Origin of the sequence: Sphingomonas sp. 2SG, from assembly GCF_005503285.1 — a bacterium.
Taxonomy (GTDB): domain Bacteria; phylum Pseudomonadota; class Alphaproteobacteria; order Sphingomonadales; family Sphingomonadaceae; genus Sphingomonas; species Sphingomonas taxi.
In genome coordinates this window covers 42,866-68,398 of the sequence record NZ_SCMZ01000008.1, presented here as the reverse complement: position 1 = coordinate 68,398, position 25,533 = coordinate 42,866, and the positions used below count along the sequence as shown (strand labels likewise).

Here is a 25,533-nt window from a genome sequence, read left to right as displayed (position 1 = left end):
GTCGGGCGAGGCATTTACCCGGCCTTGGGGGGCACCGAGCGTCAGGATCACTGACGCTTATTCCCTAACGAAAGGTAAAGGCTCCGCTTAGGAATGGGCGAGCTGGCGGTCGGTCGGCGCCGCCCCGGCCAGCACCCCGGTCAGCGCGGCGAGCAGATCGGCCTGGCGGAACGGCTTTTCGAGCCGCGGCAGATCGGCCGCGAGGCCGACCGCATCCGAATAGCCCGAGACGACGAGGACGGGCAGGCCCGGCCGCCGCGCGACGATCTCGCGCGCCAGCTCGACCCCGGTCATGCCGGGCATCAGATGATCGGTGACGAGCATGTCGATTGCGCCGGCCTCGTCCAGCCGGGCGAGCGCCTCGCTCCCCGAACGCGCCTCGATCACCTCGAAGCCGAGATCGACGAGCATGTCGGCGGTCGACGCCCGCACCAGATCCTCGTCGTCGACGAGCAGCACGGTGCCGGCGACCGCGGCCGCGGCGACGCCCGGCGCCGGGCGCACCGCCGCGGCTGCCGCGCCGGCGGGCAGCCAAAGCGCCACCGACGTGCCTTCGCCGACGCTGCTGTCGATCGTCAGGCGGCCGCCGAGCTGCAACGCCAGACCGTGCGCCATCGACAGGCCGAGCCCGGTGCCGCGGCCGACGCCCTTGGTCGAGAAGAACGGCTCGACCGCGCGCCGGCGCGTGTCGGCGTCCATGCCGGTGCCGGTGTCGGTGACGCGGATGACGACATAGGCCCCCGGCGCCAGCCCCGCCGCGGCCGGATTCTCCCCGCGCTGCGCCGACACGGTCAGCCGGCCGCCGCCCGGCATCGCATCGCGCGCGTTGACCGCCAGATTGAGCAGCGCCATCTCGATCTGCTGCGGATCGGCGATCGCATGCGGCAGCGCCGGAGCGATATCGAGCTGCAACCGGATCTGCGGCCCCAGCGTCGTGCCGATCAGGTCCGCCATGCCATGGATCAGCGCCGACGGCGCGACCGGCTCGGGGCGCAAAGGTTGCCGGCGCGCGAAGGCGAGCAGCCGCTGCACCAGCGTGCGCGCCCGGTCCGCCGACTGCAACGCGCCCGCGATCAGCCGCTGTTCGCGCTCCCCGCCGATCTGGCGGCGGTGGAGCATGTCGAGGCTGCCGATGATCGGGGTCAGCAGATTGTTGAAATCGTGCGCGACGCCGCCCGTCAGCGACCCCATCGCCTCCAGCTTCTGCGATTGCTTGAGCGCCTCCTGCGTCTCGACCAGTTCGCGGGTCCGCTCCTCCACCCGCTGTTCGAGCGAGCTCGCCGCGCGGCGCAGCGCCTCTTCCATCACCTTGCGCTCGGTGATGTCGATGGTGACGCCGGCCATGCCCTCGACCCCGCCGCCCAGCAGCAGCGCCGGGCGGCCGCGCGCCTCGATCCAGCGCTGGTCGCCGGCGGGCGTGGTGATGCGATATTCGACGTGATAGTCGCCCCCCTCCGCCAGGCTGGCCTCGATCGCCGCGCGCACCCGGTCGCGATCCTCCGGCGCGACCGCGGCCTCGAAATCCTCGTAGGTGAAGGGCGCGGCGGGATCGCGGCCGAACGTCACCCGGCACGTCTCCGACGTCTCGAGCCGGTGGCCGAGCGCATCGAGCGCCCAGGTGCCCATCCGCCCGGCGTCGAGCGTCAGCGTACGCAGCCGCTCGCTTTCCTCCATCGCGTGGATCAGCCGCGCATTCTCGATCGCGGTGCCGGCGAGCTGCGCGAGCATCTGCAACCGGTCGATCACCTCGGGGCCATGGTCGCCGGGCTCGGACCAATAGGCGCCGAGCGCGGCGACCGGCTCGGGCGTGCCGATCGGCGCCATGATCAGGCTGCGCACGAAGGTGGCGCGATAGGCGTCCTGTGGCACGCGCGGATCGGTGCGCACGTCGGCGATCACCGTCGTCTGGCGATGGCGCATCACCCAGCCCGAGATGCAGCTGTCGGCGGCATAGCGATTGCCGCGCCACAACGGCCCGATCGCATCCTCGGCGACGTAATAGCATTGGTCGCCGTCCTTGAGCGCGACCGCGATCCCCTCGGCGTCGAGCGCATCGCGCGCGGTCAGCCGCAGCGCCTCGACCACCGCGGCGATCGACCGGGCGGCGCCGAGCCGTTCGCTCGCTTCGCGGAGCAGCGCACTGACGTCTCGCCCCTGGGGCACTATCGGTTCCTTCGTGGGAGCGGGTCCCGCCTGACCCTTATCATCTCCCCCCGGCGAACGCGACGAGACAAACACCGTGAAACCACGTGGATGGCCTGATCGCGATCGGCCGGGCGGCCGATTGCAACGATCCTGGCGAAGGATCGTTAAAGCCCCGTAACAGCAGGATGTCGCGACAGGATGAAATGCGCCGTCGGGTCCGCCGCAGCCGATGAATCGGCCCGATCGGCGCTCCGAGGTCGCCCGACTCCCGCCGCATAACGCGCACGTCTTGCCTGATATCGATTGTCAATTGGCGCCGAGCCTGAGCTGTCTCCTGCGATCCATGTTGGAAAGGTGAGTATATGCGTCTGAATTTCCGTAAATCTTCCGCGGTTGTCGTGATCCTGGTCGGTGCCACCGCGCTCGGCGGCTGCGCGACCAAGGGGTTCGTCCGGGAGCAGATCGCCACCGTCAACACCCGCATCGACGGCATGGACGGTCGTCTGCGCACGGTCGAGGGCACCTCGGGCCAGGCACTCGCCCAGGCACAGGCCGCCGCGGGCCAGGCGCAGCAGAACGGCCAGCGCATCGACCAGCTCAACGGCCGCGTCGATGGCCTCGACCAGCAGGTCCAGCAGCAGGCGCAGCAGCGCGCCCGCCGTCCCCGCGGTTAAGCACCAGGGCACCGGACGGCTCTGCTGAACAAGATCGTGTCGACAGGGCTGTCCCGTCGCGGCCGCACGGCGCTCGCCGTGCTGGTCGCGCTCGCGCTGAGCGTCCCGGCTGCGGCGACCGCGCCGCAGCCGGGTGCGCGCAAGACCGCACCGCGCGCCAAGGCGGCGGCCAAGGCCAAAACCAAGGCCAAGACCGCGAAACCCGTCGCTCCCGTCGTCGTGCCGGCGCTGCCGCGTTCGGACGCGGCGAACCGGGTGATCGCCTGGGTCGCCGCGGCGCACGACAATGCCGGCCTGCCCTATGCGGTGATCGACAAGCCGACCGCATCGCTCTTCCTGTTCAGCGCCAAGGGCGAATTCCTCGGCGAGACGCCGGTGCTCCTCGGGGTCGGCGTCGGCGACGAATCCTCGCCGGGGATCGGCGCCAAGCGGCTCGAGGAGATCGGCCCCGCCGAGCGGACGACGCCGGCGGGACGGTTCGTCGCCAAATTCGGCCGCGCCTTCGGCAACCAGCGCGTGCTCTGGGTCGATTATGCCAACTCGGTCGCGCTGCATGCGGTGATCACCACCCACAAGAGCGAGCATCGCGTCGACCGCCTGCTGTCGCCGACCCCTGACGACAACCGGATCAGCTTCGGCTGCATCAACGTCGGCACGAGCTTTTACACCAAGTCGCTGCGCCCGCTGTTCCAGAAGAAGGGCGGCATCGTCTACATCCTACCCGACACGCTGCCGCTCGACGACGTCTTCCCCCGGCTGCGCCTGCTGCCCTATCTGGGGGCGACTGCCTGAAGCAGTTTCGTTCGCGCGGAGACGCAGAGAACGCAGAGGTGTATCGGATGGGTTAGCGCGGTCCCGTCATCGCATGACCCGACGGGAAACGCCGCGGGGGCGGCAAATGCAACATCTCCGCGCCTCCGCGCAGACCATCCTTCTGCTTTTGCTGGCTGTCGGTCTGACCTAGGCTGCCGCGGCGCCCCGGCACCGGAGGCGGTCATGCGAAGGAACGATCATGCTGATGCTCACGCTTGCCCTGCTGGCTGCGGCGGACCGACCGGTGGTGGTGAGCGCGCTGACCACCGGCCAGCTCGTCGAGCAATGCCGCGGCAAGGACAACGACCCGACCTCCAATTTCTGCACCGGCTATATCCTCGGCGTCTTCGACACGCTGTCGCTGGCCCGCCAGATCTGCCCGTCGCCGGCGCGCGCATCCAATATCGAGGTGCTGGCCTCGGCCCGCAAATATCTGCGCAAGCACAAGAAGGCCGCTGCCGCCCCGGCCTTCGTCATCCGCGACGCGCTGCGCGACGCCTTTCCGTGCAAACGCAAGTAACGGCATGAAGGACTGGGCGGCGGTCGTCGCGGCGGGGCTGGCGCTGCCCGGGGTCGAGCAGGGCAGCCGCTATGGCCGCCCGGCGTTGCTGTTCCGCGGCCGGATGCTCGCCGCCACCACCGCCCCCGACCCGGCGAGCTTCGTCCTCCACGTCGCTCTTCCCGACAAGGAGGTGCTGATCGATACCGACCCCGCGACCTTCTGGGAGACGGATCATTATCGCGGCTGGCCGGCGGTCCTTGTCCGCTATGGCACGACCGCGACCGGGCGCATCGCCACGCTGCTCGCCCGCGCCTGGTGGGACCGCGCCACCATCGCCCAGCGCCGCGGCTATGGCGAACGACCGTGACGCGCGTCACACCGGCGTCAATAGGCTGCCGCTGGTCTGCAGCCGCTCGATATCCCGGCGCGGCGGGGCACCGAACAGGCGGGCATATTCCCGGTTGAACTGCGACGCGCTGTCATAGCCGACGGCGAAGCCCGCGCTTCCCGCGGTCGTCCCTTCCGACAGCATCAGCCGGCGCGCCTCCTGCAAGCGAAGCTGCTTTTGATATTCGAGCGGCGTCATCTTGGTCACCGCCTTGAAATGCTCGTGCAGCGACGACGGACTCATCCCCGCGGCCGCGGCGATGTCGCCGATGCGCAATTGCCGGTCGAAGCCGTTGCGGATGAGCGCGATGGCGCGGCTCACTTGGTTGAGATGACTGTCGGCGACCGCCATGTAGCGAAGCGCGGCGCCGTGCGGGCCGCTGAGCAGGCGGTAGAAGATCTCGCGCTCGATCAGCGGTGCCAGCGTCGGGATATCCTCGGGCCGTTCCAGCAGCCGCACCAGCCGGATCGCCGCATCGGTCAGATCGTCGTCGCTGCGATAGACCGCCAGCGCCGGCAAATCGGCCTTCGGCGCGCGGCCACCCGCGGCGAGGATAAGGTCCGTCAGCGCTACCTGGTCGATATCGATCTTGCAGCACAGATAGGGCGCCTCGGCGCTGGCCTCGGTCACGTGCCCGACCAAGGGCAGGTCGACCGACACCAGCAGATAGTGCGTCGCATCGTAGACCAGGCTGCGATCCGCCAGCGACACGCGCTTGGCGCCTTGGGCGATCAGGCAAAGCGACGCGTCATAGACCGCAGGCAGCGGCACCGTCGGCTCGTCGGCACGAAACAGCGACAGGCGCTTTACCGCCGTGCTCGCCGTGCCGGTGCGGGTGATGTGCCGCACGACGAGGGCGGCGAGGTCGGCGATCCGGGTCATCGCCTTTGTGTGTCCGCATCCCGCCACGCCCGCAAGCGCATCGCTGCGGTTTCGGAGGATCGTGCAATACGTCCGGGGGATCGCTGTCACGCTCCGGCCGGCGCCGGTGCCACCTGTGTCGCGTCACAGCGACAGCAAGGAAAGCATCATGACCGACGTCATCGACAAGACCATCCTCATCAGCGGTGCCTCCAGCGGCATCGGCGAGGCGACGGTACGCGAACTGGCCACGACGGGCGCCCGTCTGTTCATCGGTGCGCGCCGGACCGACCGCCTGGAAGCGCTCGCGGCCGAGCTCGGCGCCAATGTCGGCTGGCAGGCGCTCGACGTCACCGACGCGGCGAGCTTCGCCGCCTTCGCCGACGCCGCGCAGGCGCGGTTCGGGCGTATCGACGTGCTCGTCAACAATGCCGGCGTGATGCCGCTCTCGCCGCTCGCCGCGCTGAAGCAGGACGAATGGACGCGGATGATCGACGTCAACATCCACGGCGTGCTCAACGGCATCGCCGCGGTGCTGCCGCGCTTCGTCGCGCAGGGATCGGGGCATGTCGTCAACGTCGCATCGATCGCGGCGCATATGGTGATGCCCAGCGCAGCGGTCTATTGCGCGACCAAACATGCGGTGTGGGCCATCACCGAAGGCCTCCGGCAGGAGCATGACGACATCCGCACGACGATCATCTCGCCCGGCGTGGTGGCGACGGAGCTCGGCAACGACATCACCGATCCGGACATCGCGACCGCACTGACGACGTGGCGGCAGAAGTCGCTCACCCCCGACGCGATCGCGCGCGCGATCCGCTATGCACTCGCGCAGCCCGACGGCGTCGATATCAACGAGGTCATCGTCCGACCGACGGCCGCCGGAATGTAGCCCCCGGACGCCTTCCGACGGCCCCCGCCCCGGGGGGCGGGGGCCGTCGGGGGCATGCGCGATCAGGTTACATTTTGTGTCGCGGGCGTTGCGAGGGATATGTGACCGATGCGGGCGGTTCCAAGGTCGACGAAGCCGGAGCCACCATGACCAAGACCCTCTTTGCGCACCTTGTCCTCGCCTCGACGATGCTCGCCGGGGCGGTGCATGCGCAGTCCGCACCCAAGGTCGTCGGGCTCGCGTCGCAGCCCGAACCCTATGCGACGGCATCGGTGATCAACCATCCGCGCACGATCGGCTGGCCCGAGGGGCGCACGCCGGTCGCGCCACGCGGCTATGAGGTGGTGAAATTCGCCGGCGGTCTCGACTATCCGCGCCAGGCGTTGCTGCTGCCCAATGGCGACGTGCTGGTCGCCGAGGCGCGCACCAAGCCCAAGCTGGATGCCGAGCCGGAGGTGCAGCGCGGCCAAGCGCTATCGAAGACCGCGGGATACAGCGCCAACCGCCTCACGCTGCTGCGCGACGCGGACCGCGACGGCGTCGCCGAGCAACGCTTCGTCGTGCGCGAGGGGCTCAACCAGCCGTTCGGGATGCAATATGCCGACGGCCGGCTCTACGTCGCCAATACCGACGGGGTGGTGAGCTTTCCCTATACGCCCGGGCAGACGCGGATCACCGCCGCGCCCAAGCCGCTGATCGCGCTGCCTGCGGGCGGCTACAACAACCATTGGACGCGCAACCTGCTGCTCAGCCCGGATGGGCGGACGCTCTACGTGTCGGTCGGCTCGGCCTCTAACGTCGGCGAGCATGGCATGGCGGAGGAGAAGCGCCGCGCCGGCATCCTCGCGGTGGATGTCGCGAGCGGACGCGAGCGGATCTATGCCTCGGGCCTGCGCAATCCCGTCGGCATGGCGTGGGCGCCGGCCAGCGGCGTGCTGTGGACCGCGGTCAACGAGCGCGACGAGATCGGCGACGACATCTCGCCCGACTATCTCGTCGGCGTGCGCGACGGCGGCTTCTACGGCTGGCCGTACAGCTATTACGGCAGGCAGGATCCCCGCCACGCCAACGAACGCCGCGATCTGCTCGCGACGACGCTGATGCCCGACGTCGCGGTCGGGGCGCATGCCGCGGCACTCGGCCTCGCCTTCGCCAAGGGGGATGGGCAGGCCGCCTATGTCGCGCGCCACGGATCGTGGAACCGCGCCAGCTTCAGCGGCTATGACGTGCTGGCGGTGCCGTTCTCGGCAGGTCGACCGACCGCGGCGCCGCAGCCGTTCCTCACCGGCTTCGTCGCCGATGCCAGGAAGGGCGAAGTCTACGGCCGCCCGGTGAGCGTCCAGACGCGCGAGGACGGCGCGGTGTTCGTCGTCGACGATGCGGGCGACACCGTCTGGCTGGTGCGCCGCACGTCGTGACCGTCGCCACGCGTCTTCGGCCTTCGCATTGACCCCGTAGATTTCTTGGGTGGCTTTGCAGCGCCTCGACATCGGCCGCCGCGCTACATCCGGAAGCGTATCGTGCCGCCGATGGTGCGCGGATCGCTCGGCGAGCCGAGGATCAGGCCGGAATTGCCCGCCTGGATCGTCAAATTCTGGATATAGTCGGCATCCAGCAGGTTGCGCGCCCAGACGATCACCTCGAGGCCATCGGCGAAGCGATAGCTGATGTTGGCGTTGGTCAGATTGTAGCCGCGGATGTAGGTGAAGCGCGAGAGGCTGGGGTCGCCGTTGTAGCCGCTGCGCGAGGCGGTATCGACGTGGACGAATACCGCGCCGCTGCCGATCGGGCGGGTGTAATCCAGCCCTGCGGTCAAGGCGAAGCGCGGCAGCGAGGCGAGGCGTCGGCCCGTCAGGCTGCACTGGGTCGTCGCGGCAGTCTGAACTTCCAGCGGGCAGGGGCCGGCCGGGTAGTTGCTATACTCGCCGTCGGAATAGGCGAAATTGGTGCGGGCGCTGAGGCCGGGCAACAGGACGGCGGTGACGTCCGCCTCGATTCCCTTCACCGTCACCTCGGGAATGTTGGAGAGATAGCCGCGCAGCTGCACCGTCTGGGTCAGCGAATTCTCGACCACCGTCGCCTGGAAGTCGTGCACCTTGGTGTAGAAGCCGTCGATGTTGACGATCAGGCGCCGGTCGAACAGCGTGTTCTTGATCCCGACCTCATAGGTTTCGTTGCGCTCCGGGCGCACCACCGCGGTGGCCAGCACCGGGCGATTGCTGTTGTCGAGCGGCAGGCCGGACATGTTGATCCCGCCCGATTTGAAACCGCGCGCATAGCTCGCATAGGCCATGGTGTTTTCGGTCGCCTGCCACGCGATGTTGCCGCGACCGGACAGGCTGCCGTCGCTGTCGTGTGCGTCATAGCTTTGCGGCCGCAGTACGCCGAGACGCGCGTTGATCAGTGCGGCGCTGGTCGTCGCCGGCCCGCCGGAGACGGTGGTGTTGTAATAACCGTCCTTGTCCTCCTGCGTGTAGCGCAGGCCGAGCGTCGCCGTGACGGTCGGCACGATCCGCCAGTTGACCTCGCCGAACGCGGCATAGCTGCGGCTGCGGAAATCGGTGCGGCCATCCTGGCCGTAGCCGTCGAGCAGATTGGCCGGCACCGCCGTGTTGTTGGTGCCCGTCGTCGTGCCGATCAGATAGCGCGCCGCAGCGGGACCGTAGATGCTGATCGGCCGTCCGACGATCCTCTGCCGGAAGCCGTACAGGCCGACGACATAGGAGACCGGCCCGGTCCCGTTCGAGGCGAGGCGCAGCTCCTGGCTATACTGGTCCTGCCGCGAGGGGATGTGCTGCGACGACTGGATCGGCAGGCCGGTATAATCGCGGTCGTTCTCCGCATCCCAGTTCCAGAAGCGCCACGCGCTGACCGAGGTGAGCGTCGCGAAACCGAGGTTCCAGTCGGTGATCGCGCTGACCCCGCCTTCGTTGGTGTCGACGCCGAGCGGCCCGTCGATGTCGGTGACGCGATCATAGGCGTTGGTGCTCGCCGGCGTGTAGCCGAATTGCGCGGCGAGGCCGGCGGGACCGCCGAACTGCCGGCTGGCGGCACGCAGGCTGGTGCCGGTGCGCAGATAGACCTGTCCGCAGCAATAGGCCTGGAAATTGGTGAAGTCGGCGATGACCCGCATCTGGATCGCGTCGTCGGGCTTGAACAGCAATTGCCCGCGCACCGCCTGCGTGCCGAGCGTGTTGGTGTCGCGGCCGGTGCGGATGTTGTCGATCACGCCGTCGCGTCGCGTCGACACGGCAGACAGGCGATAGGCGATGCTGTCGGTGATCGGGCCGGAGACCCAGCCCTTGGCCTGCGCGAAATTGTAGGAGCCGTAGGACAGTTCGGCGAAGCCCTCCTGCGTGAAGGTCGGCGATCGCGTGGTGATGTTGAGCGCGCCAGCCGTCGTGTTCTTGCCGAACAGCGTCCCCTGCGGTCCGCGCAGTTCCTCGACCTGTTCCAGGTCGGCGAAGTCGAACGCGGCGGTGGCGGGGCGGGCGTGATAGACCTGATCGACGTAGAAGCCGACGCCCGGCTCCAGCCCGTCATTCGCCTGGCTGACCGCGACGACGCTCGATCCGAGGCCGCGGATGGTGAAGGCGGTGTTGCGCGGATTGGCCGAGCTGTAGTTGAGGCTGGGGATCAGCGTCGTCAGCCCCTGCGTGTTGACCGTATAGCTCTGGTCGATTAGCGCGCCGCCCACCACCGACAGCGCGGCCGGGACCTTCTGCGCATTCTCCGCCCGGCGCCGTGCGGTGACGATGACGTCCGCGACGCCGTCCGTGTCGTCGGCGGCTTCGGCCTGCGTCGGGTCGGCGGTGGTCGATTGCGCGACGGCGGGTGCCGCGACGACAGGCATGGCGACCGCACCCAGCAAGACCGCGAGACGCTTGGACATCGATGAACACCCCTTTGGCGCGGGGCGTCCGCGCTCGTTATATCCGGGCGTATATCGACTGTGTATTCAGGCGTATATAGAGGATCGGCTCAGCGCGCGGCGGGGGGCAGCGGCTCCGGGCGAAGGCTGGCGCGCAGCCGCGCATAGGCGGGGCGATCGGCGATCGTCGCCGCCTCGGCTTCCATCTCGCGATACGCCTGCAGCACGAGGATGCCGGTGTCGGTGATGCGCGCGCCCCGCTCCACCCCGCCGCCCCGCAGCGTTTCGACGACCGGCGGGTCGAAGCAGCGGTTCATCTCGTCGACGAGCAGCCATGCGCGCCGGTAGCTCATGCCGAGCGCGCGCCCGGCCGCCGAGATCGAGCCATGCGTCTTGATCGCGTCGAGCAGGTCGGCCTTGCCCGGCCCCAGAGCGAGGGCATCACCGCAGGCGATCTGGAGCTTGAGCCAGAGCGGGCCGATCTTCATGTCATTTGCCGATCATCACGTCGCTTGCCTTGACGATGACCGTCACGGTATCGCCCGCGGCGAGGCCGAGGTCAGCAATCGCCTCTTCGGTGATGCTGGCGGTGACGATGGTGCCGCCCCCGATGTCGACCTTGACGGTGCCGTTGACCGCACCGGGCGTGATCGCGACGATCGTGCCGGAGATCTGGTTACGCGCGCTCAGCTTCATCGTTCATCCTCTTCATCGTGTCGGACCCGTCTACGTCGATCGCCCGCCGATCGCCACGGTGCATCATCGCGTCATACGGGGCCGGTGAGCGAATGGCCAAAATCGTACGCTAAGGTGCCGTCTTAGCGTGTCATTCCGCCGAGCTGGGATCAATTGGGGTGCATCGATCGCGTAACGGGTTACGTGACACCGCTTGATGCCGATCAAGCCGGACAGGCGCTTCGTCGCCCCGGTTGTCGGCATTATGATTTGAATGTGCATCGAGCTGTTCCGGATCTGCAGGTCGCCTGGCCTGATGCGATTACAGGTCGCTGGTCGTCATGGTGATGATCCCCCGGACGAGCAGATGCGCGGCTATGTGGACACGGTTCTCGGCAAGCAGCTTATTGCGCACACTGTTGATGTGCTGTTCGACCGTTCGGCGTGCGATACCCAGAATGCTTCCGATCTCCCTGGCGGAAAATCCCTTCAGCATCAGGCGGCACACGTCGTCCTCCCGCGGGGTGAGCCTGACGGAGGGGTAGTTCGTCATCTTCATTTTCCTGGATCTGTTAGTGACCCAAGGGCGCCCAGGCCCCGTGCAGGCGGGCGCTGCTCGCCCGTCCATCCGTAATCTTACGTACCTGTTTCTGCGGATTCACAGGCCCGCCGGGCCTGTTAGCTTCGCGCGCATCTGAAGCGGAGCGACTATGAGCCACCCCACACCCCCCGTCAGCGACGCTATGCTGGAGCGCCTGCGCCTGGAGATGTCGCACTATGCGAACTTCGTCGACCTCATCCTCGACGATCCGGACAGCCGGTATGGCGGCGAGGATGGTCGGACGACGCTGATCGAGATGCTCGGCCTACTGATCGGGCTGACCGGGTCCGAGGATGATGCCATCGCCTGGCTTATCAACTCGCGTGGCTTCAACGATGCGGTGAAGGACGATGTATGCGCTGGATTGGCGCACGGCGACTTCTGGACGCTGGCGGCCCATGCCGACTGGCTGCGGGTCATCGACACCAATCGGGACCTGTGCCCTGCGTTGATCGAGGCGGTCTTTCGCAAGGGTGCCGCTCCCAAGTGCGATACGCCATGATCGCTTCCGACGCGGGAGTGGCGCTGCTTCTCAACGGCGCCGCCTTGCTTGCGGCAGGCGAGATCGGCAAGCGCCGGCGGGTTAGAGGCATCGGCTTGGTCGTGCTGCTCACCGGCTGCGCGATGACGATCATCGGCCTGCTGGCCAGGTCGATCCCGACGGGGGCGTGACGATGGAGAACCCCGGCGACCGATCTCCCACAGCGCACGATATCAACGAGGCAGAACGCATGCTTCGTGCGCGCCATTACGCCGACGTCCTTCGCGAACGCCCCGAACTCGTGCAGGCGGCGGCCACCCGGATCGCCATGGTCGTCGGGACAGGCGAGGCGACGCTCGGGCAGCGGCTGTGGCATGCCCTTCTCGGTGAGCCCCTCGACATGATTATCCGGTGCATGACGGCGGACGATGCCGACGGGCGCCTGCTGCGGTCGAACAACCCGTTCTCGGTGCTGATCGGGCAAACCGACGTTGCGGCGCGACGCCAGACGCGCCGGGATGCCCGGAAGCAATGTTAGTGACCGACCCGGTACCATTTGGTCCGGGGCGCCTCGATCGTGTCGATGGCGGCGCGCAGCCGCCAAAGATCCTCGATCGTGCCGCCGAGCATCTTGGCGGGCGTTAGGCCCGACAGCACGCACAGCGGACATTCGAAGGCGCGGCGGATGGCGGCGCCATCATGGCCGAGCCCGTGTTCGATCCGCTGGAGGATGTTGGCGAACAGTCGGAGGCGCTCAGTTTGCCCGTGGTCGATGTGCGGCAGGCAGCCGTGGTCGATAAGCGCGACGGCATCGCCCGGCGCCGTCCCCAGCGCCACGACCAGATAGTCCCACGGCAGACGGTGCGTCATCATGATTCGCCCGATCAGGTCGAGCAGCCAGGCGGGGTTGGTCCCGGAACCGGAGGCGCAGGGATTGGCATTTAAGGACATGGGTTCTTTCGGCAGCAGGATCACCGCCCGGTCGGATCGGATCAGGCTGCCTTCGCTTTCATCCACGTCGACAGCTTCGCGTCGCTGCCTTCCTGCTCTGTACCGTTGGCAGTGAGATTGCCGGCCTACCAGTCGTCTGTCTTTCCTGAGATGGCCGAGGACAAATCGGCTATGACCGAACCTTGCTAACGTCCTCAGCGCAACTGGCGCTGCCGCCTTCCGGAAGCCGATCATGTCGGCTGGAGGACCTGGCGCGGACACGCGCCACCCGACCTATAGCAGCCGCGCAGTTGGTCCCCGCATCCGCCCCACGGAACGGCTAAGGGGCATGACAAATCGGTAGAGGGCACGTTCTGCTGGCAGGTGTGTCATCACGTCGAAATCAACGTCTCCGCTGACCATGCCCCTTGGAGGCGCAGTGAATTTGCCGGCGGCACATTTACGGTATTGCGCCCAACTTTTTGAGCATGACAAATTGCATCTTTTGTCATGTGACGTTTGGCCCTTTTGCCAACCTCGGAACCAACTTTTGTCATGTCAAGATACGGCGTAATCGGCGCACCCTTGGACATGACAAACCGGCAAAAAGAGGGTGCAGCGGCAAGCGGCCGATTGGCTCATTTTTCAGCTTCGTGAGCGTGCAGCGCGATTAGGGGCGCAGTAAATCTGGAGTCCCCAGGTTTACGGTATTGCGCCGAACTTTTTGAGCATGACAAAACTACCTTTTTGTCAGGGGTCAAAAAGCCAGAACCGGAGGGTCTGGTAGCGGATTTGTCATGTCCTCGAACGGAGTGAAACGGAGCCCCGTGGATATGACAAAGCCAAGGTGGGGCCCTTCCGGAAGTCGTTGACGATGTCCGCGTCTGGATACATTTTCACGACCATGGGAGTGCCGGTCTATTGACCGTTCCAGGCGCGCCCCAAGGGGGCTTTAGCTTATGACATCGACGACTGACGTGGCCCGGGTCGGCCATAGCGCTTCAGCGTCCAAAGCCGACGACCCGCAGGGCACCGAAGACTTTGCAGCCATCCTCGCGATGGTGGCTGCACGTGCATTGGACCACCGTGGTGGTCTGGACATGGATAGCGTTTCGCTGGACATGCTGCGAACTCAGGAAGACCGCGAAGAGGTCCTGCGTGAGTTCGTCACTGCGATGATGCCCGACCGGGTGAATCCGGTGCTGTGGGCGCGCTGGCTGCAGGGCGGCGCTGCCCCCTTCGAACGGTCGAGGCTCGCCTCGCCCGCACCGGCCGGCGTAGCCATCGGAAGGGCTGTTCAGAGGCAGTCGAAGTCGGTCGCAAGGCACGTGACGGGAGTGCGTAAGGCAGAGCGTCAGGTGGAGACTGCGCAGCGTCATCTCGAGGAGGCGCGGAGCAAACTTGCTGTCGCCAAATCCAAGGACGCCGCCTTCATCGAGTACGTTGTGAGCGAGCACCTTCTGAGCATCATGGCACCCATGTTCGCCATGGGTCCGGCGTGGACGGTCATGCGGGCCGTGAGCGGCCACGTCGGCGCGGATGCGATGGCGGAGGAACTCACATTGATCAAGGATCCCAAGCGGCGATCCGAGCGTGAGGAGGCGATCCGTCAAAAGCGCCAGGACGGCACCGAGCGGATGCTCGACGTCTTCGATTATTGGGCCGGCGACATCGACTTCGAGTACGAGCTTCGCGAGGCGATCGAGGGCGTCACCGACAGGTACGGCAAGCGTGAGCGGCCGGAGGGACAGCGCCGCACTCGGGCGGTGATGAAGAAGAGCGTGGGCGATCCGGAGCTGCGTCGTGAGCGCGAGGAGATCGTGGATGGGATGAAGCGTCAGGGACGCTGACGACCGACGATCCGGCCTCCTGTAAGGGCCTCGGCGGGAGACTGCCGGGGCCCTTCTCGCGTCAGCGCGCAAGGGTGTTCCGAAGGCTGAGGAAGGCGTCCGTGAAGGGGGCTTCCCCAAGCGGCGGGACGGCGGCGTGGATGCGCAGAATCCGTATCGGATCGACGGCGATGGAGGGCATGGCCGAAACCTTCCGGACGGCAGCGACGGTGTAAGTGCACAGGTCACCGTCGTCGGCGATGTCGAGGGCTGCGGCGGGGCAGGCGAGCGCCTTCAGGGCGTCGAGCGCGGCGGGGCGCAGGACGTCGGCGGGCTGTAGTCGTGTGGGGGTTCTGGGCACCAGTTCGTCGAACTGATGCCTGAGATCGTCGCGCGATCAGGATAAAAGCCGGAAGCCGTTGCCGTCGTCGATTATCGCGAAGCGGCGGCGAGTGAGCGCAAATTGGTGCGATCAGCACAGAAGTCCCGAGCATTCTACGCGGCGACAAAGGAATGATCGAAGACGCCCTACTTTACGCCCTCCATGTCATCGAGACCGGCAAGGATCGCGCGGCACCGCGCGGTAACCGCGTCGACGATCATCGGCAGGGTGGCGTCGCCCCCCGCGGGCATGGCTTCGACATCCATCCGCGCCCGAACGACGTTGGCCAGCACCCGGTTCGCCAGCGTGCGAACGCGGCGGATGGTCGGTGCTGCGCCCAATCCGCAGGCGGCGGCGAGCCGCAGCCAGTGCCTTCGCTTCAGATAGTCGCCGCGGTTCTTATCTGCGACCGTCTGCGCGAGATTGCGGGTGACACCGTCGAACACCTCCGCGCACATCACGTCATACAGGGGGGCGGTCCGCACTCGCGATCCTGCCGGGATCAGGATCGAATAGTTTTTGGCATGGGCATCGGTGTTGCACGCCAGCACATTGAAGACGACGGCATCGAACAGTCGCAACGCATCAGGCGCGAGCGCCTGTCGCCGGACGAGGTTCATCATGTCGGCGATGGTCGAGCCACGAATGCCCGTTCTGTTGCGCTCGTACTTGGCGGAGGGTGGCTTCCCCAAAGCCTGGCAGAAGTCTTCCTGATGCAATCTGTGCCAGTTCATACCATCCGACAAGCGATCGTATCGCGGGATCAGGAAGTATTGCCTGCCGCCCGCCACGCCGGTCGTAACCGGCGGCACGGTCAGGCCACAATGCCGGGCCAGCGTCAGGCACCAGGCTTCGTTCTGCACGCTGCCGTGGAGACGGTCGCTGTCGGGCTTTAGAATATGCGTGGACGGTGAGCCGTCGAGCGGGATGTAAAGATGGCCATCGGCGTCGCAGGCCACCGCCAGCTTGATCTGAACGCCTGCCAGCGACATCGACACGCCATCGTCCCCGGCAAGGAACGGCTTGCGGGGAAGTTCTTCGATGATGCGTTCGAGATCGTCGTCAGTGGCGATCCGCTGCCAGGATTGCGTTCCGGTCAGCCCCGGTGCACCGAACGACAGCGCGCCCGCGGTATCCCGGCCGATCGCTTCCAGCAGGGCCAGAACGTCGGTCTGCGCGACGCCGAGCTGGCGCGAGATGACCGCAAGCTGCTCGGCCTCCGGTAGCAGGTTGCTCGCCCAGGTCAGGAAACGGGCGGACTCCACCCCATGCTCGTCGAGCGGCATCGTGATGGAAATTGGAAAAGCATGCCGGGCGTTCGTCCACGAAGAGGCATAGACAAACCGTGGTCCGGCGGCCTCCTCATGGACCTCACCGACCAGATGTTCCTCGAAATAGACCGGCAGGATCATGCGGCGCTCTGCGCTTCGAGCAGGCTGACCGGGTCCAGCCCGACCAGCCCGGCGACGACGAAAGCGCGGCCGACCTGGCAGGTCGGCTTGCCCTTCTCCAGTTCGTGGACGAAGCGGATGCCTACACCGGCAACGGTAGCCAGATCCTCGAGACTGAGCCCCATTTGCTGGCGACGCGCTCGTACAAGCGCGCCGAAGCGGCGGGAGAACCATAGCGCATCGTTTTCCTTGTCAGCATGATCCATGAAACATCCTTTCCCGAACGGGAAAGATCAGACATTGGCACTTGGAAATCAAGCTCTTCTTTCCCGTTCGGGAAAGGTTGATGCCGCTTGAAGCATCTAAGCCGCTATTTTTCCCGATCGGGAAACTATTCTTCACCCGGCATGACGCCGCGCGACGGCTGCCCATAGCTGATCGGCGTCGATCCTACCGTTTCGGATTAGGCGCAGCCGACCACGTGACCGCATCAGGGTCGGCCGGGTGGTGACTGCTACGCCTTCGTCGCTGACGGAGGCCAGATCGCGTTGGCGACATCGCTTATACGCCTTGCGCCCGGTCTGTCGGGAGCCTCCGCTCCGGCCTCACCTGTCGGGACAGGCGGTATTGCGTCGCAGCAAAGCGGCTCTATGATACGTTGCAACATACCTAACGCCGACGCATCGCATGATGGACCGGTGCCTGGAGACCGCATGCCTCTTACTACCGGCTTCGTCCGTCGTTTCCGTCCGTCCGCTTTGGGGTACGTCCTTGCGATCGGTGCCGCGCCGCTCGCCGCGGAGGCGCAGGACGTCGAGGAGGAGCGCGCCGACATCGTCGTGCTCGGCACGCGCAGCACGGTCGATCGGACGCTGTCGTCCGATCCGGTGACCGAGCGGATGTCGCAGTCCAGCCGCTCGCTCGAACACGACGTCCTGCAAGCGGCGGGCACGTACCGGCTCAGCGATGCGCTGGAGCTGGTCAGCGGCTTCAGCCAGCAGAACAATCGCGGCGGTGTCCTCGACAATTTCGCCATCCGCGGCTTTCTTGGCACACCCGATGGCGGCGCCGAATTCTACGTCGACGGCTTCGTCGCCAATCGCGGCATGGCGCCGCCCCGCGATCCCGCGACGGTCGAGCGGATCGAGGTGCTGAAAGGGCCGGCGGGCGCCGTCTTCGGCGACGTCGATCCGGGCGGGCGGGTCAACATCGTCAGCAAGGTGCCGCGCTTCTCGTCGCATGCGCATGCTGCCGTCACCTACGGATCGTTCGATACGCGCCGGGCCGAGCTCGATGCGACGGGGCCGATCAGCGACACTCTGGCCGCACGGATCGTCGTCGCGGCGGAGGACAGCGACGGCTGGCGCGATACCGTCTCGCTCCGGCGCCGCATCGTCTCGCCATCGCTGACCTGGCAGCCCAGCGCGGCGGTTCGCCTGACCTATCTCGGCGAGATCATGCGGTTCGACACGCCGTTCGATCGCGGCATCCCCGCCGTCGGCGACGATGCCAATGCGCTGCCGCGCTCAAATTATTACGGCGAGCCGGCGAACGGCGTCACGCGGTTCCGCAATATGCGCCATCAGCTCACCGGCCTCGCGCGGCTCGACACCCGCTGGACGCTGAACGGCGGTGTCGTGTGGCGGACGGGATCGCTCAAGGGCTTTTCCGCGGATCAGTCGCGGATCGTCGGCACGCAGCTATGGCGCCAGCGCCGGTCGCGCGACTTTGTCGTCGACGATCTGTCCGCACGGCTGGAACTCGCCGGCGACGTCGGACGGCACCGCGTGAGCCTCGGACTGAAGGGCTATCGCCTGACCTATGGCGAGCGCTGGATGCGCCGCAATCCCACCGGGGCGGCGCCCTATGCGGTCGATCTGTACGATCCTGCGCCGACCTATGGCGCGATCGCCGCGCCGCTTCTGCCCTTCACCAACAACGACGAGCGCCGCTGGGCCGGCACGCTCTACGTGCAGGACATGTGGGACGCGACCGACCGGCTCACCCTCGTCGGTGGGGCCAGGATCGATCCCTATCGCCAGACGATCGTCAACAACACCACGGGCGGTACCGGACGCACCGTCGACGCGCCGGTCAAGTTCCGCGCCGGCGCGCGCTATGCTGTGGACGACCATGTCTCCGTCCACGCCAATTGGGGTGAGTCCTTCCTCCTCAACTCGGGCACCGGGCGGACCGGGGAGGGGTTCGCCCCCGAACAGGCGCGCGGCTATGAAGTGGGCGTTGCCGGACGCTGGCCCGGGCTGGACGTCGGCCTGACCTGGTTCGACATTGCGAAGACGAACATCCTGACCACCGATCCCATCGACGCCGGGTTCAATGCGCCGGTGGGCGAGTTGAACAGCCGGGGTGTCGAGGTCGACGCCTCGCTGCGCCTGGGGCAGCGCTGGCAGGTCGTCGCCAATTACGCCTGGGTCGATGCACGCAACGACGACGCGGCCTTCGCGACGCCGCGGGTCCTCGGCGTTCCCGCCCATGCCGGCACCGTGTTCGTGGTGCACCACCTACCGCTGGCGAACCGCACATGGCAGCTCAGCGGCGGCATCGGCTATGTCGGCGACCGCGCCGGATCGCTCGACGCCGTGCCGCTGGTGCTGCCCGACTACGTCAAGGCGAAGGCCGCGATCGAGGTACCGGTGTCCGACGTGCTGCGCGTCCGCCTCGAAGCGGACAACCTCTTCGACGCCCGCTATGCCGCAAGTTCCTACAGCAGGTTGTGGGTCTTCCCCGGCGCACCGCGAACGGTGCGCGCGTCCTTGCGGATCGGGATCTGACCACACCGACGCACGGCGTTCCGTCTAAGCGAAATTACCCAGTTTATCGGCCTCGTCATCGGGCAGATCATGCTCCGCCGGACTGTCGTTCGGTATGCCGGTGCCCGGCTCGGTGGACATATCGCCGGGGGGCTCGTTGCCCGGAATGCGGGTCGGGTTCATCGTTTCGTCCTCTGCTGTACGGTGCAAACGCACGAGCGCGCAGAAACGGCACCGACGGTCGGCGCGCGAAGGGGGCCAGTCGCCCGTTCGGCTAACGTCCTGATGAATAATGCGTCATCATCGCCGGTTCGGCTTGCCGGTGGCGAACGTGCGGTGCAGGGGCTGCGGCCCGGGAGATCATGTTACACTATAACATAGGGGACGCCGATGCGACCTGCCCTGATCGTAAGCCTGCTGCCGTTCCTCGCCCCGTCGATCGCCCGCGCGCAGGATGCGCCGGCGCCGGTGCCGCCCGTAACCGCCCCGGCTGCGCAGACCGGCGATGCGGGCGCCGGCACCGACATCGTCGTCACCGGCCAGCGGCTCGATGCGGCGCGCGCGCATATCCAGCCGAGCCTCGGCGCGACCAGCTACGAGATGACCAGCGCGACGATCCAGGCGCTGCCGGGCGGCGAGAACCAGCAGTTCAACCAGATCCTGCTGCAATTGCCCGGCGTGGTGCAGGACGGCTTCGGCCAGTTCCACGTCCGCGACGATCATAACGGCCTGCAATATCGCATCAACGGCACCATCCTGCCCGAAGGGCTGGCGGTATTCGGCCAGACGCTGTCGCCGCGCCTCGTCGACAAGCTCGAATTGCTCACTGGCGCGCTGCCCGCGCAATATGGCCTGCGCAGCGCGGGGATCATCGATATCACCACCAAGAGCGGGCTGTTCCAGAACGGCGGCACCGTGTCGCTGTACGGCGGCAGCCACGACACGATCGAGCCGAGCTTCACCTATGGCGGCTCGACCGGGCGGACCAATTACTTCGTCTCGGGCGACTATCGCCACGACGCGCTCGGCATCGAGAGCGTCGACGGCCGGTCGAACCCGGTGCACGACGATACCGACCAATATCAGGGCTTCGCCTATGTCGATCACATCCTGAACGACAACAACCGCATCTCGTTCGTCGGCGGCTATTCGAACCAATGGTTCCAGATCCCCAATCCGGTCGGCGCGCAGCCCGACGGGACCTGGTCGGTCGGCGGCCGCACCGCCTTTCCGAGCGAGGCGCTCGACGAGCGCCAGCTCGAACGTACCGGCTTCGGGCAGCTCAGCATCCTCCACGACGCCGAACCGCTGACCGTGCAAGCGTCGGTGTTCGGCCGCTATTCATCGCTGCGCTATCGCCCCGACGTGCTCGGCGAACTGCTGTTCAACGGCCAGGCGCAGGCGGCGCTCAAGCAGGATTTCACGCTCGGCGCACAGACCGACGCGGTCTACCATCTCGGCAGCGCGCACACGCTGCGCGGCGGCCTGCTCGCCAGCCGCGACCGCAGCACCAGCGCGACGCAGACCAACGTCTTCCCGGTCGACGACGACGGCGCGCAGGCGGGCGAGCCGATCGTGATCGCCGATCGCGCCGCCAAGACCGCGGTGACGCTGAGCGGCTATCTGCAGGACGAATGGGCGTTCGCGCGCACGCTGACGCTCAACTATGGCGCGCGCTACGACCATTATGCCGGCTATCGCACCGAGAACCAGCTCAGCCCGCGCGCCAATCTGGTCTGGCAGCCCGATGCCCGCTTCACCGGCCATATCGGCTATGCGCGCTATTTCGTGCCGCCGCCCTTCGAGAATGTCGCGGTGACCAGCGTCGCCTCGCTCGCCGGCACCAGCGCCTATCCCGCGGTCACCACCGACACGACACCGTTCGCCGAGCGCCAGCATTATTTCGACGCCGGCTTCCAGATAAAGCCCGATGCGCATCTCACCTGGGGCATCGACGCTTATTACCGCATCTCCAAGAACCTGATCGACGAGGGCCAGTTCGGCGCACCGATCATCCTGACGCCGTTCAACTATGCGCAGGGGCGGATCGGCGGGATCGAGGCGAATGCGAGCTACGCCCGCGGGCCGTGGAGCGTGTACGCCAATTTCGCCGCGGCGAAGGCGAAGGGGCGTGACATCGTCTCGAGCCAGTTCAGCTTCGGCGCCGACGATCTCGCCTATATCGCCGACCATTACATCTATCTCGATCACGACCAGAGCTACACCGGCTCGGGCGGCCTGTCCTATGCGATGCGCACGGGCGCGCTGGCCGGGACCAAGCTGGGCGGCAGCCTGCTCTACGGTTCGGGCCTGCGCACCGACGGTGCGGTGCCGAACGGCGCCAAATTGTCGCCCTATGCGCAGGTCAACCTGACCGCGAGCCACCATTTCGCCGCGCCCAACGTCGATGTGCGCTTCGACGTCATCAACGTCGCCGACCACAAATATGAGATCCGCGATGGCGGCGGGGTCGGCGTCGGTGCGCCGCAATATGGCCCGCGGCGCGGCGTCTTCTTCGGGGTCAGCAAGGCGTTCGGCTGACGCCCGGCGCGGGCCGCATCGGGCAGATCCCTGACCACCTATGGTGGACTATGGCTTTGCGACGTCTATTTCCGGGTGTACGATAAACGACGATGGAGATCGAGTTCGATCCAGCCAAGGATGCGCGCAATCTCGCCAAACATGGTGTGTCGCTGCGTGCGGCGGCAGGCTTTGACTGGGACACGGCATTGGAGCGTGAGGACGATCGCTTCGATTATGGGGAGGTCCGGTTCGTTGCCTTGGGGATGATTGCCGATCGCCTGCATGTGCTGGTGTTTACCGAAGGCTCCCATGACGGTGCCGTGCGCGCGATCAGCCTGCGTCCCGCCGAGAAACATGAAGCGAGATTCTATCATGGCCAAATTTGATCCCGCTATCCACGACGACAACCCGCCGATGGATGCCACCTTCATGAGCGGGATGACGCCATCGCGACGCGGGCGTCCCAAGTCGGACGCACCGAAGGTGGAGATCAAGATCCGTCTGGATGCGGCGACGGTCGAGCATCTGCGCGGCAGCGGCCCCGGCTGGCAGACGCGGGTCAACGCATTGTTGGCAAGGATGGTCGCGGCCGGACAGATCTGACCGGCCGCGATCGCGTCATCCCGGCATGGCCGGGATGACGGATGGTCAGGCTTAGAAGTTGATCGTCGTGCCGATCGCGATGTTGCGGCCCAGCGAGTCGTAACGCTGGGGGATGGTGTTGCTGCGTGCCAGGCTGATATTGTACGAATCCGGCACGATCGGCGGGCTCTTGTCGAGCAGGTTGTTGGCGATCAGGCGCAGCGCGAACTGCTTGGCGATCGCGAAGTTGAGCGCCAGGTCGAAATAGTTCTGCGGCGCGACGCGATAGTAATTGGTCAGCGCCCGCTCCGGGGTGCCGCCGATCGCCGCATCGCCCGAATTGTTGGCGTTGGTCAGCGAGCCGACATAGCGCCAGTTGAACGAGGCGCTGAACTTCTTGTCCATCGTCGTATAGGTGGTGCGCAGGCCATGGCTCCACTTGGGGATCAGCTGGCCGCAGCCGTTGCCGTAATAGCCCGCGCAATTGCGCTCGGGCTGCACCGGCGAATCCTGGCCGCCGGCGAAGGTGGTCAGCGAGCCGTTGAAGCCGAAGTCGAGACGGCCGATCGTGTCGAGGTCGAGCGCATATTGCGCCTGGAAATCCCAGCCCTGCGCGATCGAGGTGTAATAGTTCGTCGTGCCCTGGCGGATGAAGCCGGTGGTCGCGTTCGTGCCGTTGGCGAAGAGCGTACCGGTGGTCGGGTTGCGGACGATGCCTTGGCAGAAATATTGATCGCCGCCCGAGCGCAGGCAACCGTCGGTGTAATAGCTATAGTCGTTGTAGCCGAGCGAATTGTCGATCTTGATCCGGTAACGGTCCACCGAGAAGACCAGTCCCTTGATGAAGCGCGGCTTGACCACCAGGCCATAGGTCTGGGTGTAGGCGGTTTCCGGATCGGCGGTGAAGCCGCCCGAGCGCACCGAACAGGCGGTGCTGTTTCCGCTCGGCGTGGGGTTGTTGCTGCACAGCAGCGTCTGGCTGCCGTAGAGCGCGTCCGACAGGCCGGTCGCGCGGCACACTTCGCGCGAGGCGACCGGCGCGCCCAGAACGCCATTTACCACGGTCGGGGCGCAGAAGTCGTTGAACGTGCCCGAACCGCCGCCCGCGAACTCGATGTTGCTCGCCTGGCGGATCTCGACGACGGTCGGCGCGCGCTGCGCCTTGTTGAACGAGGCGCGGAAGGTCAGGTCGCGGACCGGGGCGTAGACGCCCTCGACCTTCCAGGTGTTGAACGTGCTCGGATTGCTGCTGTACTTGGAGACGCGATAGCCGCCGTTGAGCTGCACCAGCTCGGCGAACGGCTTGTGCTCGATCAGCGGCGCCTGCACCTCGATATTGGCTTCCCAGACGTCTTGGCTGAGATAGGTGTCGTTGCCGCCGAGCCGGGCGCGATAGGCGCTGTCGGCAGAGGATTTGAGCGTGTCTTTACGATATTCGGTGCCCAGCGCGATCGCCAGACCCTGTTCGGCGAACGGCGAGGTGATGCCGTATTTGCCAAGGTCGCCGGTCATATTGGCCTGGACGTCGTACAGCGTGCCGGTGGTCACCGAGGTGCCGGTGCCGAACAGATAGTTGATCAGCGCAGGGTCGGTGTTACCGGCGCTGAAGATGTCGAACGGCACGCAGCCGGCCGCGCCGCTGGCGCAGGTCGGGGCCGCCGCGGTGCCGCCGACGTTGACCGCATTCTGCAGATTGCCCGCGATGCCGAAGCTCGGGATGTAATCCTGATGGTTGCGCGCATAGACGCCGCCCACGTCATAGGTCCAGGCATCGCCGACCTTGCCACGGACACCGCCGGTCAGACGGACGCCGGTGTTGACGTAGGTGTCGGGGCGGTCGCTGTTCTCGCCGAGACGATAGGCAATATTGACGGGCACGCTTGGCACGCCCGCGCCGCAGCCGATCGCGGTCGCCTGCGTCCCCGACAGATACGGGTTGCTGCAATTGACGTTGATATTGGTGCCGCTCGCGATCGTCGGATAGTTGTTGTACGATTTGTCGCGGAACCAGATCCCCGACGCATAGAGTTCGGCCTCGGGGGCAAGTTCGAGCGTCGCGAAGCCGCCGGCGTTCACCCGCTCGGACGGCCGCTGATAGGCATAGCCGCTGAAGTAGTTCGACGCGTTGCCGGGGCCTGCGGCGAACGGCACGAAAGTGCGCGAGCCGTCGGGATTGTTGACGAGCTGCACGCCCTTGTTGGTTCCCTGCTGCGGCGTGATCAGGCCGCTGGTCGAGCTGCTCGGGGTCAGGCCGCACGACAGCGGACCGTTGAGCTCCAGCTGGGTGAGGTAGCAGCCCGCGTTCGACCGCGAGGTGAGGGGGACCTCGTCGGTCTTGCGATAATTGACGAAGCCGCTGAGGTGGAGCTTGCCGTCGAACAGCTTGGTGCCGGCGGTCAACGTCAGGTCGGCGCGGCCGCCGTCGTTGGTCAGGCCGCGCGGGCTGGTGAAGCCAGCGTTGCGCGCCAGCGGCGAGACGATCGTGTCCTTGTTGTTGTGATTGTAGAAATTGTAGTTGGCGTCGAGCTGGACGCCCTCGAAGTCCTTGCGCAGGACGAAGTTGACGACGCCGGCGACCGCGTCCGAACCATAGACCGACGAGGCACCGCCGGTGAGCACGTCGACGCGCTCGAGCAGCGACGGCGGGATGATGCCGACGTCCTGGCCGTTCTGCGTGCCGAGGCGCTTGCCGTCGATCAGCACCAGCGTCCGCTCGAAGCCGAGCGTGCGCAGCTTGATGCGCTGGCGACCGTCGGAATCGTTGTAGGTCTGCTGGCTGTCGGGTGCGACCTGCGGCAGGCGGTTGAGCACGTCCTCGACGTTGACCGGCGCCTGCGCGCGGATGTCCTGCTGCGTGACCGAGGTGATCGGCGCGGCCGAGGTGACGTTGGGGCGGTTGATGCGCGTGCCGGTGACGACGATCTCGCCCGAGCTGGGCGCGTCACCCGACTGGCCGGCGATCGCCGCGGCGCGGGTGTCGGAGGCGACCTCGGCATCGGCGCCGGGCTGCGGATCGGCCTGCGCCGCCTGCGTGACGGCATCGGGCGAGGCCGGATTCGGGGTCGCCGCAGGCGCCTGTTGCGCCATCGCCGGGAGGGTCCAAAGCCCCATCGCACCGATCAATGCGATACGCGAAACCGAGTGAATCAACACGCCTCTCCCTCTCTTTTCGCCGCCTGGTAACGCTACCGTAAACTGTCCGGCGGTCGGAACCAAATC

The 25,533-nt window shown here is 66.6% G+C and carries 26 protein-coding genes; 14 read left to right on the top strand and 12 right to left on the bottom strand.

Annotated features, from left to right (window positions below):
* Window positions 1-87: 87 nt before the first annotated feature.
* A complete protein-coding gene (locus FFS23_RS05430; RefSeq protein ID WP_137897775.1) occupies window positions 88-2,163 on the bottom strand; it encodes an ATP-binding protein in 2,076 nt (691 codons plus the stop codon).
* 380 nt (window positions 2,164-2,543) lie between these two features.
* Here FFS23_RS05430 and FFS23_RS05425 point away from each other — a divergent pair, with 380 nt between their 5' ends.
* From FFS23_RS05425 to FFS23_RS05410, 4 genes are all read left to right on the top strand, one after another.
* Window positions 2,544-2,819, top strand: a complete 276-nt coding sequence (locus tag FFS23_RS05425) for a hypothetical protein (RefSeq protein WP_081974588.1) — start codon at window positions 2,544-2,546, stop codon at window positions 2,817-2,819.
* 36 nt (window positions 2,820-2,855) lie between these two features.
* The gene (locus FFS23_RS05420) at window positions 2,856-3,611 is read left to right on the top strand and encodes a hypothetical protein (RefSeq protein WP_249340532.1); all 756 of its coding nucleotides are present in this window, start codon (window positions 2,856-2,858) and stop codon (window positions 3,609-3,611) included.
* A 220-nt stretch (window positions 3,612-3,831) separates the two neighbouring features.
* On the top strand, window positions 3,832-4,152 hold the full coding sequence (locus tag FFS23_RS05415; RefSeq protein WP_137897773.1) for a Rap1a/Tai family immunity protein: 321 nt from the start codon (window positions 3,832-3,834) through the stop codon (window positions 4,150-4,152).
* 4 nt (window positions 4,153-4,156) lie between these two features.
* The gene (locus tag FFS23_RS05410; protein ID WP_137897772.1) at window positions 4,157-4,501 is read left to right on the top strand and encodes a hypothetical protein; all 345 of its coding nucleotides are present in this window, start codon (window positions 4,157-4,159) and stop codon (window positions 4,499-4,501) included.
* Between the two features lie 6 nt (window positions 4,502-4,507).
* Here the strand turns inward: FFS23_RS05410 and FFS23_RS05405 are convergent, their stop codons facing one another.
* A complete protein-coding gene (locus tag FFS23_RS05405; protein ID WP_137897771.1) occupies window positions 4,508-5,404 on the bottom strand; it encodes an AraC family transcriptional regulator in 897 nt (298 codons plus the stop codon).
* Between the two features lie 148 nt (window positions 5,405-5,552).
* On the opposite strand from FFS23_RS05405, the gene FFS23_RS05400 reads away from it, so the two are divergent.
* Both FFS23_RS05400 and FFS23_RS05395 read left to right on the top strand, forming a co-directional pair.
* Window positions 5,553-6,278 carry an SDR family oxidoreductase gene (locus FFS23_RS05400; protein ID WP_137897770.1) on the top strand — a complete coding sequence of 242 codons (726 nt, stop codon included), beginning with the start codon at window positions 5,553-5,555 and terminating at the stop codon, window positions 6,276-6,278.
* 146 nt (window positions 6,279-6,424) lie between these two features.
* Window positions 6,425-7,696, top strand: coding sequence for a PQQ-dependent sugar dehydrogenase (locus FFS23_RS05395; protein ID WP_137897769.1), 1,272 nt, complete (start codon window positions 6,425-6,427; stop codon window positions 7,694-7,696).
* Window positions 7,697-7,779: 83 nt separating this feature from the next.
* Here the strand turns inward: FFS23_RS05395 and FFS23_RS05390 are convergent, their stop codons facing one another.
* The 4 genes from FFS23_RS05390 to FFS23_RS05375 all read right to left on the bottom strand — a co-directional run bounded on the left by FFS23_RS05390 (window position 7,780) and on the right by FFS23_RS05375 (window position 11,377).
* A complete protein-coding gene (locus FFS23_RS05390) occupies window positions 7,780-10,170 on the bottom strand; it encodes a TonB-dependent receptor (RefSeq protein WP_137897768.1) in 2,391 nt (796 codons plus the stop codon).
* An 89-nt stretch (window positions 10,171-10,259) separates the two neighbouring features.
* Window positions 10,260-10,637 (bottom strand): winged helix-turn-helix domain-containing protein, encoded by a 378-nt coding sequence (locus tag FFS23_RS05385; protein WP_041394111.1) that lies wholly within the window; start codon window positions 10,635-10,637, stop codon window positions 10,260-10,262.
* Between the two features lies 1 nt (window position 10,638).
* Window positions 10,639-10,845, bottom strand: a complete 207-nt coding sequence (locus FFS23_RS05380) for a TOBE domain-containing protein (RefSeq protein ID WP_137897767.1) — start codon at window positions 10,843-10,845, stop codon at window positions 10,639-10,641.
* A 301-nt stretch (window positions 10,846-11,146) separates the two neighbouring features.
* The gene (locus FFS23_RS05375; protein ID WP_171009369.1) at window positions 11,147-11,377 is read right to left on the bottom strand and encodes a helix-turn-helix domain-containing protein; all 231 of its coding nucleotides are present in this window, start codon (window positions 11,375-11,377) and stop codon (window positions 11,147-11,149) included.
* A gap of 190 nt (window positions 11,378-11,567) precedes the next feature.
* Here FFS23_RS05375 and FFS23_RS05370 point away from each other — a divergent pair, with 190 nt between their 5' ends.
* From FFS23_RS05370 to FFS23_RS05365, 3 genes are read left to right on the top strand one after another with little or no spacing between them, the layout of a single operon-like run.
* The gene (locus FFS23_RS05370; RefSeq protein WP_137897765.1) at window positions 11,568-11,927 is read left to right on the top strand and encodes a hypothetical protein; all 360 of its coding nucleotides are present in this window, start codon (window positions 11,568-11,570) and stop codon (window positions 11,925-11,927) included.
* Window positions 11,924-12,097, top strand: coding sequence for a hypothetical protein (locus FFS23_RS20025; protein ID WP_171009368.1), 174 nt, complete (start codon window positions 11,924-11,926; stop codon window positions 12,095-12,097). Before FFS23_RS05370 ends, FFS23_RS20025 begins: the two co-directional genes overlap by 4 nt.
* Window positions 12,094-12,444, top strand: coding sequence for a hypothetical protein (locus FFS23_RS05365; protein ID WP_137897764.1), 351 nt, complete (start codon window positions 12,094-12,096; stop codon window positions 12,442-12,444). The genes FFS23_RS20025 and FFS23_RS05365 overlap by 4 nt, the downstream gene beginning before the upstream one ends.
* Here the strand turns inward: FFS23_RS05365 and FFS23_RS05360 are convergent.
* The gene (locus FFS23_RS05360) at window positions 12,441-12,881 is read right to left on the bottom strand and encodes a hypothetical protein (RefSeq protein WP_137897763.1); all 441 of its coding nucleotides are present in this window, start codon (window positions 12,879-12,881) and stop codon (window positions 12,441-12,443) included. The genes FFS23_RS05365 and FFS23_RS05360 overlap by 4 nt on opposite strands.
* A 914-nt stretch (window positions 12,882-13,795) precedes the next feature.
* On the opposite strand from FFS23_RS05360, the gene FFS23_RS05355 reads away from it, so the two are divergent.
* Window positions 13,796-14,686 (top strand): hypothetical protein, encoded by an 891-nt coding sequence (locus tag FFS23_RS05355; protein ID WP_137897762.1) that lies wholly within the window; start codon window positions 13,796-13,798, stop codon window positions 14,684-14,686.
* 61 nt (window positions 14,687-14,747) lie between these two features.
* Here FFS23_RS05355 and FFS23_RS05350 read toward each other — a convergent pair whose 3' ends face one another.
* The 3 genes from FFS23_RS05350 to FFS23_RS05340 form a co-directional block, all read right to left on the bottom strand.
* Window positions 14,748-15,026: a hypothetical protein gene (locus tag FFS23_RS05350; protein WP_137897761.1), complete on the bottom strand. Its 279-nt coding sequence runs from the start codon at window positions 15,024-15,026 to the stop codon at window positions 14,748-14,750.
* Between the two features lie 167 nt (window positions 15,027-15,193).
* On the bottom strand, window positions 15,194-16,459 hold the full coding sequence (locus FFS23_RS05345) for a type II toxin-antitoxin system HipA family toxin (protein WP_137897760.1): 1,266 nt from the start codon (window positions 16,457-16,459) through the stop codon (window positions 15,194-15,196).
* Complete coding sequence (locus FFS23_RS05340) at window positions 16,456-16,704, bottom strand: helix-turn-helix domain-containing protein (protein WP_137897759.1); 249 nt, start codon at window positions 16,702-16,704, stop codon at window positions 16,456-16,458. The genes FFS23_RS05345 and FFS23_RS05340 overlap by 4 nt, the downstream gene beginning before the upstream one ends.
* Window positions 16,705-17,151: 447 nt before the next feature.
* Between FFS23_RS05340 and FFS23_RS05335 the strand changes: the two genes are divergently transcribed.
* The gene (locus FFS23_RS05335; protein WP_137897758.1) at window positions 17,152-19,230 is read left to right on the top strand and encodes a TonB-dependent siderophore receptor; all 2,079 of its coding nucleotides are present in this window, start codon (window positions 17,152-17,154) and stop codon (window positions 19,228-19,230) included.
* 24 nt (window positions 19,231-19,254) lie between these two features.
* Here the strand turns inward: FFS23_RS05335 and FFS23_RS20020 are convergent, their stop codons facing one another.
* Window positions 19,255-19,392, bottom strand: a complete 138-nt coding sequence (locus FFS23_RS20020; protein WP_171009367.1) for a hypothetical protein — start codon at window positions 19,390-19,392, stop codon at window positions 19,255-19,257.
* A 207-nt stretch (window positions 19,393-19,599) separates the two neighbouring features.
* Here FFS23_RS20020 and FFS23_RS05330 point away from each other — a divergent pair, with 207 nt between their 5' ends.
* From FFS23_RS05330 to FFS23_RS05320, 3 genes are all read left to right on the top strand, one after another.
* Window positions 19,600-21,750 carry a TonB-dependent receptor gene (locus FFS23_RS05330; protein ID WP_137897757.1) on the top strand — a complete coding sequence of 717 codons (2,151 nt, stop codon included), beginning with the start codon at window positions 19,600-19,602 and terminating at the stop codon, window positions 21,748-21,750.
* A 92-nt stretch (window positions 21,751-21,842) separates the two neighbouring features.
* Window positions 21,843-22,118: a BrnT family toxin gene (locus FFS23_RS05325; protein WP_137897756.1), complete on the top strand. Its 276-nt coding sequence runs from the start codon at window positions 21,843-21,845 to the stop codon at window positions 22,116-22,118.
* Between the two features lie 28 nt (window positions 22,119-22,146).
* The gene (locus FFS23_RS05320) at window positions 22,147-22,335 is read left to right on the top strand and encodes a BrnA antitoxin family protein (protein WP_137897755.1); all 189 of its coding nucleotides are present in this window, start codon (window positions 22,147-22,149) and stop codon (window positions 22,333-22,335) included.
* A gap of 51 nt (window positions 22,336-22,386) precedes the next feature.
* On the opposite strand, the gene FFS23_RS05315 is transcribed toward FFS23_RS05320, so the two are convergent.
* Complete coding sequence (locus tag FFS23_RS05315) at window positions 22,387-25,425, bottom strand: TonB-dependent receptor domain-containing protein (RefSeq protein ID WP_137897754.1); 3,039 nt, start codon at window positions 25,423-25,425, stop codon at window positions 22,387-22,389.
* Window positions 25,426-25,533 lie beyond the last annotated feature (108 nt).